The sequence below is a fragment of the Thermococcus sp. genome, assembly GCF_026991495.1.
Lineage (GTDB): Archaea > Methanobacteriota_B > Thermococci > Thermococcales > Thermococcaceae > Thermococcus.
The window spans coordinates 15,746-30,110 of the sequence record NZ_JALXBJ010000055.1; the positions used below are offsets into that span (position 1 = coordinate 15,746).

General features: G+C 56.4%; 15 protein-coding genes. 9 read left to right on the forward strand and 6 right to left on the reverse strand.

The genetic code is table 11. From position 1 onward, the window contains the following. Position 1: 1 nt before the first annotated feature. From MVB78_RS06960 to MVB78_RS06975, 4 genes are read right to left on the reverse strand one after another with little or no spacing between them, the layout of a single operon-like run. Positions 2–1,018 (reverse strand): SPFH domain-containing protein, encoded by a 1,017-nt coding sequence (locus MVB78_RS06960; RefSeq protein ID WP_297489755.1) that lies wholly within the window; start codon positions 1,016–1,018, stop codon positions 2–4. 1 nt (position 1,019) lies between these two features. Then, a complete protein-coding gene (locus tag MVB78_RS06965) occupies positions 1,020–1,514 on the reverse strand; it encodes a hypothetical protein (RefSeq protein ID WP_297489710.1) in 495 nt (164 codons plus the stop codon). A 9-nt stretch (positions 1,515–1,523) separates the two neighbouring features. Continuing rightward, on the reverse strand, positions 1,524–2,417 hold the full coding sequence (locus tag MVB78_RS06970; RefSeq protein WP_297489711.1) for a hypothetical protein: 894 nt from the start codon (positions 2,415–2,417) through the stop codon (positions 1,524–1,526). A 1-nt stretch (position 2,418) separates the two neighbouring features. Next, the gene (locus MVB78_RS06975) at positions 2,419–3,387 is read right to left on the reverse strand and encodes a hypothetical protein (RefSeq protein WP_297489713.1); all 969 of its coding nucleotides are present in this window, start codon (positions 3,385–3,387) and stop codon (positions 2,419–2,421) included. 191 nt (positions 3,388–3,578) lie between these two features. Between MVB78_RS06975 and MVB78_RS06980 the strand changes: the two genes are divergently transcribed. Genes MVB78_RS06980 through MVB78_RS06990 form a run of 3 tightly spaced genes read left to right on the forward strand, consistent with a single transcriptional unit; the run spans position 3,579 to position 5,464 of the window. Then, complete coding sequence (locus MVB78_RS06980) at positions 3,579–3,887, forward strand: hypothetical protein (protein WP_297489715.1); 309 nt, start codon at positions 3,579–3,581, stop codon at positions 3,885–3,887. Continuing rightward, the gene (locus tag MVB78_RS06985) at positions 3,884–4,690 is read left to right on the forward strand and encodes a hypothetical protein (RefSeq protein WP_297489717.1); all 807 of its coding nucleotides are present in this window, start codon (positions 3,884–3,886) and stop codon (positions 4,688–4,690) included. The genes MVB78_RS06980 and MVB78_RS06985 overlap by 4 nt, the downstream gene beginning before the upstream one ends. Continuing rightward, positions 4,691–5,464, forward strand: a complete 774-nt coding sequence (locus tag MVB78_RS06990) for an MBL fold metallo-hydrolase (protein ID WP_297489720.1) — start codon at positions 4,691–4,693, stop codon at positions 5,462–5,464. It abuts the gene before it with no gap. Here MVB78_RS06990 and MVB78_RS06995 read toward each other — a convergent pair. Next, the gene (locus MVB78_RS06995; protein ID WP_297489722.1) at positions 5,452–6,120 is read right to left on the reverse strand and encodes an HAD family hydrolase; all 669 of its coding nucleotides are present in this window, start codon (positions 6,118–6,120) and stop codon (positions 5,452–5,454) included. The genes MVB78_RS06990 and MVB78_RS06995 overlap by 13 nt on opposite strands. Before the next feature lie 182 nt (positions 6,121–6,302). Here MVB78_RS06995 and MVB78_RS07000 point away from each other — a divergent pair, with 182 nt between their 5' ends. From MVB78_RS07000 to MVB78_RS07020, 5 genes are read left to right on the forward strand one after another with little or no spacing between them, the layout of a single operon-like run. Next, entirely contained in the window at positions 6,303–7,277 is a 975-nt protein-coding gene (locus MVB78_RS07000; protein ID WP_297489724.1) for a MoxR family ATPase, read from the forward strand. Further along, positions 7,274–9,163 carry a DUF4129 domain-containing protein gene (locus tag MVB78_RS07005; protein ID WP_297489726.1) on the forward strand — a complete coding sequence of 630 codons (1,890 nt, stop codon included), beginning with the start codon at positions 7,274–7,276 and terminating at the stop codon, positions 9,161–9,163. The genes MVB78_RS07000 and MVB78_RS07005 overlap by 4 nt, the downstream gene beginning before the upstream one ends. After that, the gene (locus tag MVB78_RS07010) at positions 9,150–9,971 is read left to right on the forward strand and encodes a hypothetical protein (protein WP_297489728.1); all 822 of its coding nucleotides are present in this window, start codon (positions 9,150–9,152) and stop codon (positions 9,969–9,971) included. The genes MVB78_RS07005 and MVB78_RS07010 overlap by 14 nt, the downstream gene beginning before the upstream one ends. Further along, positions 9,958–11,229 carry a DUF58 domain-containing protein gene (locus MVB78_RS07015; protein WP_297489730.1) on the forward strand — a complete coding sequence of 424 codons (1,272 nt, stop codon included), beginning with the start codon at positions 9,958–9,960 and terminating at the stop codon, positions 11,227–11,229. Before MVB78_RS07010 ends, MVB78_RS07015 begins: the two co-directional genes overlap by 14 nt. Further along, positions 11,204–12,055: a hypothetical protein gene (locus tag MVB78_RS07020; protein WP_297489732.1), complete on the forward strand. Its 852-nt coding sequence runs from the start codon at positions 11,204–11,206 to the stop codon at positions 12,053–12,055. Before MVB78_RS07015 ends, MVB78_RS07020 begins: the two co-directional genes overlap by 26 nt. 1 nt (position 12,056) lies before the next feature. On the opposite strand, the gene MVB78_RS07025 is transcribed toward MVB78_RS07020, so the two are convergent. Further along, positions 12,057–13,322: an adenosylhomocysteinase gene (locus MVB78_RS07025; RefSeq protein ID WP_297489734.1), complete on the reverse strand. Its 1,266-nt coding sequence runs from the start codon at positions 13,320–13,322 to the stop codon at positions 12,057–12,059. 121 nt (positions 13,323–13,443) lie between these two features. Here MVB78_RS07025 and dapA point away from each other — a divergent pair, with 121 nt between their 5' ends. Continuing rightward, positions 13,444–14,340: a 4-hydroxy-tetrahydrodipicolinate synthase gene (dapA, locus tag MVB78_RS07030; protein ID WP_297489736.1), complete on the forward strand. Its 897-nt coding sequence runs from the start codon at positions 13,444–13,446 to the stop codon at positions 14,338–14,340. Positions 14,341–14,365: the final 25 nt, after the last annotated feature.

Below are 14,365 nucleotides of genomic sequence, written 5' to 3' on the forward strand. Positions count from 1 at the left end.
CTCACTCTATCTTTGCACCGCACACCGGGCAGAACTTCGCGCCCTCGGGAACTATGTGGCCGTTGGGACAGCGCTTAATCTCATGCCCGCAGTAGGGACAGAAGCGCGCTCCCTTGGGAATCGGCTTTCCGCAGTAGGGGCATATCTCCTGCTCCTGGTTCTGGGCTGGGGCGGCATTCTGGGACTGTTGGGGCTGCCCTTGGGGCTGGTAGCCAGCGGGAGGAACGCCACCGCCAGAGTAGGGCTGGGCTGGTTGAGCGGGCTGAGCCGGTTGCATGAGCTGTGGGAGGAGAACCATTCCAGTGCCGACTGAGGCGCTCCCACTCTTTCCGAGTTCAGCTGCCACCTGCTTTGCCGTGTCCAGCTGCATTACAGCCTGGGCGTTGCCCGTCTGCATTATCCAGAAGAGCCTCTGGCGCCATTCGTCGGTCGTGTTGACACCTTCAATCTTCACATCGACGAGCTCAAGGCCTAATCTGCGGAAGTCCTCCATAAGCTTGACCTTCACCTGCGTGCTGACCATGTCGAGGTTCTGGAAGAGGTCGACGATTGAATAAGCCGAGAGGTGCTTCATCATGCCCTCGTTGAAGTAAGCCCTGATGAACTTGGTTACATCCTGAGTGTCGTAGAGGCTCTGGCCGCCAACGACCTCGGTGATGAAAAGCACGGGATCGGCGACCTTGAACCAGTAGACGCCGTAGTACTTTATCGGAGCTAATTCTCTCGTCTGTGTTTCTCCCCCGTATCTACCCTGGAACTCCTTCATGCTGACGAAAATCACCGTAGCTTTGAAGGGGCTGTTGCTTCCGCCGACGAGCTTGTATAAAAGCGGAAGGTTCTGCGTCGTCAGCGTGTGCCTCCCGGGGCCGAAGACGTCGTAGACCTTGCCGTCGCGCATGAAGACCGCTACCTCGTACTCGTGGACTATTAACTGAGCTCCCCACTTTATTACCTCGTTTGGATAGCGCCAGATTATCTCGTCTTCACCAGGATTGACCCATTCAATAACCTGCACCATCTCACTCACCCACCACGACGCTCATCCTTTTGTCTAAAGCCTCCTCAAGGGCCCTCAGCTTATCGTCGAGCTCAAGGACGGAAAGCCCCAAAGCCTGCGGATTGACGACCTCACCGCTAAGTGATTTCGCCTTGCTGACTATTTCCTCGGCCAGCTCTATCACCTTAGCGTCGTACTCTATTAACGCTCCAATCTCCTTCTCCCTTATCTTAACCCTGTCGAAGTAGCCTGCGTAACCCGCTTCCGCGTGCCTCACCCTGCCCTCAAGGCCGACGAGCTTTTTCCTGAGCGAGTCCATCGCGACCAACTGGGAGCAGTTGAGCATCGCGCACCTCTGCAGGGCCCTTTCAATCTCTTTCCTTGCCTGAACCAGCAGATCGGCAACCTTTCCGCGGACGAGCCTGTCGTCCTCCCTCAAGAGTTCCTTTTTCTTGTAGCCGTGGAAGCCGGGAATAACAAGCTCAAGCTTCTCCAAAAGCTTTGTTTCCTTACCCATATTACCACCTCACACCTTCTTAAAGTAGACGTTGCCCCTCTTAACCCTCATTACCTCACTGACGGTTCTTCTTTTGACCGAGCCCTTCGAGAATATCCCCGCTCCTGCTGCTATTCCTGAGACGAGACCGCCTATTATCCCCCACGCGTTGGAGTAGAGGGCAGAGGCTATGAGCCCGAGAATAACTCCAGCGCCTATAACTCCCGAGCCGAGGAGTGTCGCTTTCTTCCTTGCTTCGCTCATGAGCGGGTAAACAGCTCTTATGATCCTGCCGTCGGTTCCGTCAACGTAGTTGCCCCTGAAGGTTTCCCCGCCGTACTCGTAGGCTATCCCCCAGATGGGATAGTGAACGAGCCCCTGGAACTTGACCTCAAGCTCTGGTTTTCCGAGGTAGGAGCTCTCCTCACTGGCTTCTTTTTTCAGAGCGTTCTCAAGCCTCGACCGGGCTATCGCCTCGGCTTCCTCCCTCTTCATCTCGGGCTCGTGGTAGGTCCCCTTCTTCCCCATAGCCTCATCGAAGAACCTCTTTCCCCTGACCGGGAAGGGATAGTCCATTAGAAGTGTCTTCAGGGGTGAACCCGCGGGAATGCCGAGGAACTCAACCTCCTCAACGGTTTCGCTGGCCTTTCCGTGGAGGTAGAAGAAGTAAACCGGAACCCAGTGGAGTTTCTTCTCAAGTATCTTGGCGTCAACTATGTCAGCGGGAGCGCCGTACTGCCTCGAAAGGAACTTCAGGAGCTTTCCTGCAGGGTCTTCCTTCATCGGCGGGAAGAAGTAGTGCTCTTCCTTAGCCTCCTCTCCCGTGTGGACGTGGAAGGTCGTTCCGCAGTAGGGGCAGGTGACTACGCTAACGGTATCTGGAACCTTAAACTTGGCCGAGCAGGTTGGACATTGAACCTCCATCTCAGCCACCCCTCTCGACCCTCTGCCCTTCGAGGACTCTGCTCCCGAAGAACCAGCCGAGTCCTCCTCCGACGGCCATGAGGATGGCCGCGCCTATGAGATTGCCTGTGAACGCCGCACCAAAGGAGCCGAGGAGAACGCCTATCCCTGCTCCCGTCATGTACTCCGCCCTTCTGAAGACGTTCATGGGCTCGGTCGCGGCTACCCTCTTTCCGTCCCAGCCCGCGAAGACGGCTTGAAATATGGAGTTGCGGTACTTGTAGTAGACAGTCCACATCGGGAGAAGGAGCAGCTTAACGTCCTTAGGCTCGTCAGTGTGGATGTCGAAGAGCTCTATCCTGTCCGACTTGTCGAGGAAGCGGTTCCTCACTATGTCGACGGCATCCTCCCTCATCATGAGCTTGGCGTGCCTTTCGTCCATCTCCGTGTTGAGTATCTCAAGCTTGACCTTACTCCATTCGTCCTCGTCGAGGTCGAGGAGCCTCTTTCCCTCTGGCTTGGTCTTGGAGAAGTGCTTTATGAGGTCGTCCACGCCGAGGCTCTTGATCTGCCTTCTCGCCGAGCCAAGCAGGTGCATGTTCTCGTTCACCCTCTCCGTGTAGTGCCTCTCAACCGTGTGGCAGCGGGTGTTTCCTTTGGAGTCTGTGTGGCACTCCTGCTCCCGCCTCATATAACGAACCGTTCCGTAAACGTGGACGATACCGCTCCAGTAGGGGGCGTAGTGGCCCTCCACCTCTACGATCTGAAGGTCGTCCTTTATTCTCCTGAGATCGAAGTCATTCTCAACGTGCTCCCAGAAGGCCTTTGCTATGGCGTTCTTGTTTATCGATGGAACTATGAAGATGCCCTCGGTTTTCAGGTTCCCGCTTATGTGGTTGGGAAAGCCGCAGTAGGGGCATATCGCAACTATCGTCTCCGGCGACACCTCGAGCGGCGCGCCGCACCTTTCGCACCTGAAGCCAGCTTCCATCGTTACACCTCACATAACTTACTCCCTCACCTTATTTAACTTGTGGCTGTTTTAATTTCAAACCCTATTCTGGAGCAACTTAAATTTCTATATCTTCATTGTCAACATAGAAATGGGCATCTAACAAACCAAAATGTTTATATAACGAACCCAATTTACTGAACATCATACAAAAGTTTGAAGGTGAGATGATGCTGATAAAAAACGACAAAACGACCGCTTTTAAAAGCTGGAGATTAGACCCCTTTGAAGAGCTCCAGCGGGTGTGGGGCGCCATCACTGGAGACACCTCCCTTGGAATTCCCCACATAGTCGGCAGGGCCTCTTTTGTTGGGGGCAATGTCTCGGGACTCGAAATCAAGGTGGTGCTCCACACAGAAGAGGAGGAGCTCGTCTTTAAGGACGGTAGCGACGTCTATTTTATAATATCCGCTAACCCTCAAGACGGGCTCGAGGGGATATACATGAAGCTCACCAACGCTCTGAGGAATGCGAGATGAAACGGAAAAACTCAAGCATTTCCATCAACGCCCCAAAAGAGGCTGTGGAATCTGTCCTCAACGACGCTCCCTCGTTCATTACAAACTGGCCCTACGTGGTGAGGGTAAGCATGAAGGAGGGCCTAAAAGTTGAGATCATGATGCCCAGGTTCTTATTCAGGTTTAGGGATGTTTACCGGTTTGATCATCACGCCGATTACAACAGTCACATATACGACGGAAGGGGTGCAAAGGGGCATATAGCCCTCGTGGTTACGCTGAAAGAGTGGCAGAAAGAAATCAGCGCCGTCCTTGAGCTGTCTTATAAAGGAAAAGGCGAGTTCTGGCTTGGAAAGACACTCCAGAACTTTGTTGAGAGCATAGGTTCGATTCTCAAGGAACTCGCTGAGAACAGGCCCGTTCAGGAACAGATTCAAACTTACTCAAGAGCCCGGGGTAGTACAGCAGCAAACGTGGACTTTGCCGACCCAATGAGCGTTGCAAACTTCCTCTCCAAGTCCAGAATGATCCACAGCGGGCTTCACATCCTCGGCGAGGGGGGACTCTTAGGTCTTGTAAGTGAACTCAGGACCACCATGCCGGATAGAATCCTCTACGTCTCAGGAATAACCAGCGACGGAACTAGCTCCTTCAAGGTCCTCCTCGACGGCAGCAGGGTGCTGGCTATAGAGCACAGAACCCAAGAGGGCGTGAAGGCAGTGAAAGTGAAGAACGACGAAGATGCCCGAGCTGCCTTTGATATGGCGGCTGGAATCAGGGGGGCTTATATGGTTAACGTTTGGGTTCCAGTTGGAGGTGTTTAAATGATAAGGAACATGAACAGCTACCCACTCTATGACGACGGGGGACATAAAGTGTTCTGGCTTGGAATAGAGGAGAGCGAGGATGAAAGAGGGATTCTCACAAACCAGTACCTTGTCGTAGATGGAAAAGAGGCGGCTCTGATAGAGCCCGGAGGATTCTTCGTCTTCTCCCGCGTGCTGAGAAACATCTCATCAATAGTTCCAACAACACAGGTAAAGTACCTCATGTACTCCCATCAGGACCCAGACGTTGTGGCCGGACTAAACCTCTGGTTCGAGTACGCTCCCCTGGCGAAGCTCATCATCTCCGACCTCTGGGTCCGCTTCATACCCCACCTCGCGGTTTTAAGCTCCGGCAGGACAATCGGAATCCCGGATAAGGGGACGGATATCAAGCTCGGCGACTCTGTCATCAGGGCGATCCCGAGTCACTACCTCCACAGCCCCGGCAACTTCTCCTTCTACGATGAGAGAAGTGGAATTCTCTTCAGCTCCGACATTGGGGCCGCCGCATTTTCAGATGGGGAGTGGTACCTCTTCGTGGAAGACTTCAAAGACCACGTAAAGCACATGGAGGGCTTCCACAGAAGGTACATGAGCTCCACGAAGGCGCTGAGGGCGTGGGTGAGGTACGTTAGAAAGCTCAGACCAAAGGTCATAGCACCTCAGCACGGGGCCATCTTCGGGGATAAGCACGTCGGCGAGTTCCTCGACTGGCTGGAGAACCTTGAAGTCGGGATAGACGTCTTCGAAGGGGAGTTCTATGGGGAGTGAATCCCTAAAATCCTCTTCACCAGCCCAACAAGCTCCCACAGGTTTTCCACGTAGTAGTCGGCCACCTCAACCTTTCCAAAGCGCGTCACGTTGACAGTCCTTAAACCGGCCCTCTTTCCGGCCAAAACATCGTGAATGCTGTCGCCGACCATGATGGCCTCCTTCGGCTTCAGACTGAGGGCCTTCAGGGCCTTCTCTACGAGGTAGGGGCTCGGCTTGACCCCGTCGAGGTTGGAGTAGTCCTTTCCGATAACGACCTCAAAATAGCGGTCGAGGCCGAAGGCACTCAGAACCAGCCTCGTGTTCTCCTCGGTGGCGTTGCTAACCGCACCGAGCTTTAAGCTCAGCTTTCTGAGCTCTTTGAGCGCGTCCACATCGGGGAAGGGCCTTACCTTCCCAAGCCTGAGCATCTCCTTCCGGTATCTATGGTTGACCCCATCTATTATCTTCCACATCTCAACCGGGTCTATGCCAAGATTTTTAACGTACGTCCTCGGCAGTTCGCCGGTTACGGTCTTCCTGTAGGTCTCGTAGTCTATGAAAATCCCTGCCCTTTCAAGCTCGGGCTTCACCAGCTCCTCGAACCACTTCCTGTGGTCGTAGCCCTCGTAGTAAACGAGGGTCTCGTCAACGTCGAAGATGATACCACTCAGCATCGTCTCCCCTGTATAAGCCCACCGCCGGCTTTTTAGGGTTTGCGATTGGTCCATACAAAAGGCCTCCTGTACCGTGCCTTCGGTTTCCACTAATCTAACAGGAGTGGGTGTTGTTGTTACTATCAAAAACCTTAAATACCTCCGGGTTTGTTCAGGTATGCAGTAGGAGAGGGGCGGTTAAAATGGAGGACATAGAAGTGCTCAGGGAAAAACTGCTGGACGTCATAACTGCCGTTTCTGAGGTCTACATAGGAAACCCGGGGGTGATTAAGAAGGCGCTGGCTGCCTCGCTCGTGAACGGCAACGTCCTGTTCGAGGACCATCCCGGACTCGGAAAGACCCTCTTAGCGAAGGCCCTCGGAAGGGCTTTGGGCCTTGACTACGGGCGCGTCCAGTTCACTCCCGACCTGCTCCCGAGCGACATCCTCGGAACCAAGGTCTGGCGCCAGAACCTCGGGAGGTTCGAACTCGTGAGGGGGCCGATTTTCACGAACGTCCTCTTAGCGGACGAGATAAACCGCGCCCCGCCGAAGACCCAGGCCGCGCTCCTTGAGGCGATGGAGGAGAGGCAGGTAACTATAGAGGGCGAGACCCTAACCCTTGAGAGACCCTTTTTCGTCATGGCAACCCAGAACCCAATAGAGTACGAGGGGACGTATCCCCTTCCGGAGGCCCAGCTCGACCGCTTCGCCCTCAGGATGAGCGTGGGCTATCCAAAAAGCCTGGAAGATGAAATAGCCATCCTCAACGCGAGGCTCGGCTGGGGAAAGGACGACCCAACGGTTGATATGAAGCCCGTTATGGACAGGGAGACGTTCCTGAGGGCTCAGGAAATGGTTGAGACGGACATCTACGTGGACCCCTCGATAATCCGCTACATAGCTGAGCTCGTCAGAAACGCCAGGTCGGACAAGCGGGTTGAGGCCGGGCCGAGTCCCAGGGGCGCCTTAACGCTCCTCAAAATAAGCAAGGCCAACGCCATGCTCGAGGGAAGGGACTTCGTCGTGCCCGACGACGTTAAAGAGTACGCCTTCGAAGCCCTTGCCCACAGGATCGTCCTCAAGCCCGACTACAGCTTTGAGGGCGTCAGGGGGGAGCAGGTGGTGAGGGAGGCGTTGAGGAAGACGAAGGTCCCGAAAGGGGCTGAAGGGGAATGAAGAGGGAGCACGTGACTGCCATAACCCTCCTGCTCCTCCTGCTCATGGCCCTGGCCGTAAGTCACTTAGGGCCCGGCGGGGGACTTGGAAGGGTCGCGAAGGACATTGCGAGCGGCCCGGACAAGCAGCCCAAGGACTTTTACCTGGGGGATAAAGGGGACGGAGGGAGCCCTCCCTACAGTAACTTCACCTTCAGCCCTACGATGCTGAAAACCTACTGCCCCGTTGCCCTCCTCCCCCATGACCCAGGTTTGGTGTGCGCCAAAGTGCCCGCAAAGTCGGTCCCAATCCACTACGGGCAGGGCTATCAGCTGGTCGTCTGGTTCAGGGGCTTCTACAGCCTCGTGGTCTCAGAGGGACCGGCGGATCTTAAGGTGATAAGCGGCATCAACGGGAACGCCCCAATAAAAGCCGTAAAGCCGCTCCTGATCACGACCTACAACCGAAACACCTCGGTCGTATTCAGAGTTGAGAACTACGGCTACGGGAACGTTACCGTGCACTTCGGAATCCCCGGGAGGCTGAGGATTCTGAAGAAGACCACGACTTTCATCTACTACTCCTACGACTTCAAAGCAACGGAGGAGTACCGGCCGGGCTACTACCCATTCTTCGTCCTTTCCTCTAAGAACGGGCGCCATTACGCCCTCCTATCCTGGGTGGCCCTCCTGAGGAAGCCCAGGGTTGAGATAACCTCCTGGCCGAGCTCGGTGAAGGGAAACGGCGATATGAACGTCGAAATCACCGGCAGGGTCTACTTCGACAACGGCAGCCCCGCCCCTCCCGGCCAGGTGGTTCTAAAAGTTGCAAAGAGCAAGAACAGCACGGAGAAGGTCAGTATTGGAGCGGGACCTGTGAAAAACGGCACTTTCAAGGTGAGCGCGGTGATTCCAGCTGCAATGGCAGCGGGGAGGTATCAGCTCATAGCGTACTACAAGAGCACCATGGCCTATCCATCAAACAGCGACCCGGTGCTCGTTGTGAAGAGGATTCCGGTAATCAGCGTGGTGAACTCCACCACCTCCGGGGACTCAACTATCCTGAGGGTCAGGCTTCACTGGAGGGGAGTCGGAATCCCGGGGAACCTAACGGTCTTTGAAGGCGGAAAAGCGATTGAAAGGGTTCAAACGGATAGGAAGGGCTACGCCGTTATCAAGTTTGAGGGATCCAAGGGGAAGCTAACCCTGAAATACAGCGGGGACACCTACTACGAACCGGCAACGCTGACCGTAAGCCTTCCGGTTGCCCTCAGCCCCGGGAAGGCGAAAGGGACGGTTGAAGGGCGTGAAACAAAGGGCTCCTCCAAAAGGCTCCTCCTTTTAACGCTCCTCCCTGTGGGAGTCCTCGCGACCGCTTACGCGGTATCGAGGTTCAGGAGAAATGGAGAGATAGTGATGGATTCCAAGGAGCCCGAGCCGACAGCCGGGGAGGTGGAGGTTAAACTAAAGCCCCCCAGGAACGTCTTTATGCCCGGCGAATGCTTTGAGGTGTTGCTCAACGGGGAGCGGGTTCTGAAACTCGACGGGGAGTCCCTTGGAAGGGGGAAAACCTTCAGGCTCTGTCTCGACGAGGGCTTCCACAGGCTTTCAGTCGGAGAAAAGGAGGAGGTAGTGTGGGTGTGCGGGCCCAGAGAGGGCATACAGAGGCTCTACGAAACCTCCCTCATTCCGCTACTTCCAGGGGGGAGCTCCGGTGCCTGGAGCATGACGCCTTACGAAGTGCTGGGCCTCCTCAGGGATAGGGGCTTTCCAGAGGAGGCCCTGATGAGGGCGACGGAGCTCTTCATAAAGGCGCGCTACTCAAACCATACCGTTACAGAGGACGAGTTCCTGGAATTCGCCGCAATCGTTGAGGGTATCAGGGGTGAGAAAAGTGCGGGGAAGTGAACTTAAGCCAATCGCCATAGAGGCCGGAGGGGCGGCCCTCCTCATGCTGATGTTGGGCTTCGGCCCGGCTCTCGTTATCTCGGCCCTTCCCGGGATAATCCTCATAGCCGGCGCTTCAAAGGCACCCCGGCCGAGGGATCTGATCGTTAGGGGAGCTGGCTTCCTCCTGCTCGCTGCTGCGGTTCTTGCCTTCGGCGGCACCAGCTGGCTGTGGCGGGCCGGCCTCTTCACAGCCTTCTGGACTGCCGGGGTCTACTGGCTGGCATGGTACCTCAAAAGCCACGGCAACGATGCCCTTGAAAAAAACGCCCTCGGGGCCATCGCAATCGGAGCGCTCGTGGGGGCCCTCTACTTCTACCCCGACCGAGGAGCCACGTTCACTGTGGTGACCGAGCTCTTGGTCGTGGGCGCCCTGATCTCCATCGCCTACGCGATCTCAAGTTACGTATACTCCAAGCTCCACGATGAAATTCCCCTTGGCTCGGAGGGAATCGCCAAGAGCACTCCGAGGAAGGACTCCTATGCCGGGGAGCTTGAACGGGCCATAAAGGACTTCGTCGAGAGGGGCGACAAGGCGGCGCTGCTCGTTGAGATCCTTGAGAACAGACCCCTGAACTATCCAAAGTGGGTGGTAGTTGATGTCGTGAGGAAGATCGTGGAGCATGAGGACGACCTCGGCGGTGCCCTTACTCCCACGTGGCTCAGGGTGAAGTACGCCCGGCTCGCGAGGGAGAGGAGGAAGAGGCTCGTCTCCGAGGTTCTCCACTCACTGCGCATGAAGGGGGGCGGGGGAGTTGAACGTCCCTAAATACCTCCTCTTCCTCACCTTCGCTGGGTTCGTCATGGCCGTCGTCAGCGGGGTTCCCGGCTTCGCGTACGCGGCTTTAATACCCGGCACGACTCTGGCGCTCTCCTACCTCTTTGAGCCGCCGGCCGGCTTCTCCATTGAGAGGGAAATCGACGGGGACTCCACGAGCATAGGAAGAACCCTGACGGTAAGGGTTCGGCTTAGGGCCAGGAGGGGAAGCGGTGTGGTGGTAGCCAGGGATCACGTCTCTCCGGGTCTTGAAATCATAGAGGGAAGCAACAGGAGGGTCTTCCTCAAGCCCCCAGGGAAGGAGCTCGCCGTGGAGTACACCTACAAACTCAGGGGAACGAAGAGGGGCCGTCACACCGTCTCCCCCGTTGAGGTCGAGGGGCACTCCCTCCTGAGGAACATGCAGCCGTCCTATGCGGTTTTTGGGAGGACAGAGGTTGTTAGGGTCGCACCTAAGATAAGGAACGTTCCGAGGGTGTTCGTGAGCAGGCTGTTCTCGAAGATAACCGCGGGGGAGCCCGGGTACTCCCACATCGGGAATCCCTCCACGGACTTCAAGGAGATAAGGGATTACAGACCAGGGGATCCCCTAAGGGCGGTTAACTGGAAGGCAACCGCCAGAACTGGGAGGGCGCTGGTAAACGAGTACGAACCCGAGGGGAGAACCACGGCCATGCTGTTCATAGACGCAACCAGCACAATGAGCGCGGGGGGAAAGGGGAGCACTGCGATAGAGAACGCAGTTGGGCTGGCCATCTCCCTCGTGAGGGCTCTCCTCAGGATCAACTTGCGGGTGGGGCTCTACGTTATCGGCCCCGGAAAGTTCGAGACGCCCCGCTCCGGTGCGGCCGCCATGGAGAACTTTTCGAGGCTTTTGGCATCGGTGGGTGTATCGGGGAGGGAGGAAAGCCTCAACGGGGCCGTGGAGAAGGTCAAAAAGGCCCTTATGGGAAAAGAGCCCGTCACAATCCTGATAACCAACCTGACGCCCTCGAACCTTTACGAAGCTAAGGAGGCTGTAAAGATGATGAAAAGGATCTCCGGCAGGAACAAGGCCGTCGTCGTCGATCTAAACCCCTACTGGACTATAAGCGATGAGCTCGGGAGCCTCGCACACTACCAAAAGCTCAGGTTCGGGGAGGAGCTCGCCACCGAGATCGTGCACTGGGACGTCTCAAGAGAGCCCGAGGGGGTTGTACTGAAAAAGATCTTGGGGGCGATGAATGGTGTTAGACATGGAAGGCGCTAAAAGCTGGACGCTCGCCTCGATCGGGGCGCTTTCATCGTGGTCTCTTGCCCAATCGAGCATTGGGGCTGCCCTTCACAGAGACATCATCCTCTGGACCGGTCTGAGCATCGACCCCCTTTTAATCCTCCTTCCGGTGATAACCGGCGCATCCCTCCTACTGGCCCAGGAGAAGGGGGCCATCAAGACCGCCGCCCTCTTAGGCTTCCTCTACTTCCTGCCCACAGTAGGAGGCGTTAAGATCTGGGAGGTCCCGGCTTACACCATCACGTCCTCCCTCCTCTTCCTTGCCCTTACCCTCTTCATCTACATGGAGGAAACATCCCGCGAAGCCAAGCGGCTTGAGAAAGCGGGTTTTGAGCCGGATGAACTCTCGGAGGTTTTCCTCTGGAACCTCAAGACCTCCTCCGCCTTCGTGGTCCTCGGCTTCCTAATGGCCCTCGCCCTCCAGCTACGCAGCGGCTTTGGAACTTCCTCCTACGGCCCCCTCCCTCTCCTCTCCCTTCCCCTGCTGGCCGTCCTTTTGGGGGCGTTCGTGGCCTTCCACGGAAGGAGAAGTGAGGGGGAGGCGAGGAAGCTCAGGAAAGTCGCGAAGGTCTACATGGTCGCCGGGGATACTTTCGAGGTTTCAAAAAAGGAGATAACCATGGACTCGACGTTCCTGCTCCTCGAAGGCGGAAGCCCTGTGGCCAGAACCGTGTTCCTGGAGCTGGACGAAGGGGCCCCGGACAGCATCACCCTGAGGTCCCCCTGGGATCTCAAGACCCTCTGGAAGGTTTATGAGTACGAGGACGGCGATACGAAGTACGTTCTGCTCTCCCAAAGGTAGCTTAAGTCCCTTGCTCCCAGCTCTCTAAGTAGCGCCTCTGCTCCTCCGTGAGCTCCTCAATCCTTATCCCCATCGAGGCGAGCTTTATCCTCGCCACCATCTCGTCTATCCCCCTCGGGAGGACGTAGACCCTGGGTTCGAGCTTTCCGCGGTTCTCCTTGATGTATTCCGCTGCCTTCGCCTGGAGGGAGAAGCTCATGTCCATTATCTCGGCCGGATGGCCGTCTGCGGCCGCGAGGTTTACAAGCCTCCCGTCAGCAAGGAGGTAGAGCCTCCTCCCGTCCCTGAGCCTGTACTCCCTTATGTTGGGCCTGACCTCGTTTACCTCCACTGAGAGGGCTTCGAGATCCGGTTTGCTTATCTCGACGTCGAAGTGTCCGGCGTTCGCCAAAATGACCCCATCCTTCATCAGCTCGAAGTGCTCTCCGCGGATGCAGTTGATGTCCCCAGTCGAGGTGATGAAGATGTCGCCGACCTTGGCAGCGCTCTTCATGTCCATAACGAGGAAGCCGTCCATCCTTGCCTCCAAAGCCCTAATCGGGTCCACCTCGACGACTACAACAGTCGCGCCGAGGCCCTTAGCGCGCATCGCTATCCCCCTGCCGCACCATCCGTAGCCGACGACAACGACGTTCTTGCCCGCGACGAGCAGATTGGTCGTCCTTATTATGCCGTCCCACGTTGACTGGCCTGTTCCGTAGCGGTTGTCGAAGAGGTATTTGGTGTAGCTGTCGTTCACCGCTATGATGGGGAACTTTAAAACCCCGTCGCGCTCCATGGCGCGGAGCCTTATGACGCCGGTCGTCGTCTCCTCGCTCGCGCCCCAGATCTCGGGAACGAGCTCCTCCATCTCGCGATGAACTGTGCTTATCATGTCCGCACCGTCGTCTATGATTATGTTAGGCCGTACGTCCAAAGCCCTGTGCATGTTCTCGTAGTACTCCTCCCTGCTCTCCCCCCTGATGGCGTAGACCCTGACGCCGGCCTTCGCGAGGGCCGCGACGACATCATCTTGGGTCGAGAGAGGGTTGCTGGCGGCGGCTGAAACCTCTGCACCCCCCGCCTTGAGGGTCAGAAGCAGAAAAGCCGTCTTCATCTCTAAGTGAAGCGTCGCCGCAATTCTAACGCCTTTGAAGGGCTTCTTTCCCTCGAAGTCCCTCCTTATGCTCTGAAGAACAGGCATAAAGCGCGAGACCCAGTCTATCTTCCTCTCACCGCTCGGCGCGAGGCTCATGTCCTTAACACAGTAGTCCTTAGTGCAGTCCATACAACCACCGGGGGGATTTCTCAACGTCCTTTAAAAAGCTCTCCGAAGTTCTGGTGGTTGCTTCGATTAGCGTGCAGAACCCCGGGGCAAACCTTAACTCCCCTTCCGCATACTTCCCCCGATGCCTATGCTGGGAGGAGTCTTAGTTCCCCACGTCACGCCCTTTGATAGGAATGAGGAGATAGACGAGCCAACTCTCAGAGAACTCGTGAACCACTTTATCAACGCAGGTCTAAACGGCCTCGTTTCCCTCGGGAGCAACGGGGAGTCCCCTTACCTGAGCTTTGAAGAGAAGCTCAAGGTCGTTGAGACGACTTTGGACGAGGCGAACGGGAGGGTTCCAGTTGTTGCTGGGGCCACCGAAAACTCAACGAGGGGGGCTCTGAGGCTCGGAAGAGCGCTCCTCGACCTCGGAGCCGATGCCCTTCTAATCGGCCCGCCCTACTACTTCAAGCCTTCCAGCAAAGAGCTCTTCGCCCATTATTCAACCTTAGCTGAGGGGCTCGATGGAAAAATCTTCCTCTACAACGTCCCCAAGTTCACGGGAACAAACATACCCCTCGACGTCATAGAGCGCTTAGCGGAGGAGCATTCTAACGTGATTGGCATAAAGGACTCGAGCGGGAGCATGGGGAGGATAACCGAGCTGGCGAGACGACTTGGAGATAGATTCACCGTCCTCGCTGGAACCGCCGACGTCATGTATCCTTCGTGGGTGATTGGTGCTCATGGGGCCGTCATAGCGGTTGCCAACGTCGTCCCCGAGCTCTGCGCCGAGCTCTGGAGGGCATTCATGGAAGGAAACCACCAAAAAGCCAGAGAACTTCAGCTCCGCCTCAACCTGATAAACGAGGTTGTCGTGAAGAGATACAACCAGATAAGCGCGGTAAAGGCCGCGATGGCGATGAGGGGAATCAAAGCCGGAAAGCCCAGGCTCCCCTCTCTGCCCCTCGATGAGGAGGCACTCGGGGATATAAAAAGCGCCCTCAGGGAGGCTGGGGTTCTAAATTCCGTTTAAAGAGCTGAAAACGAAAAAGAAAAAA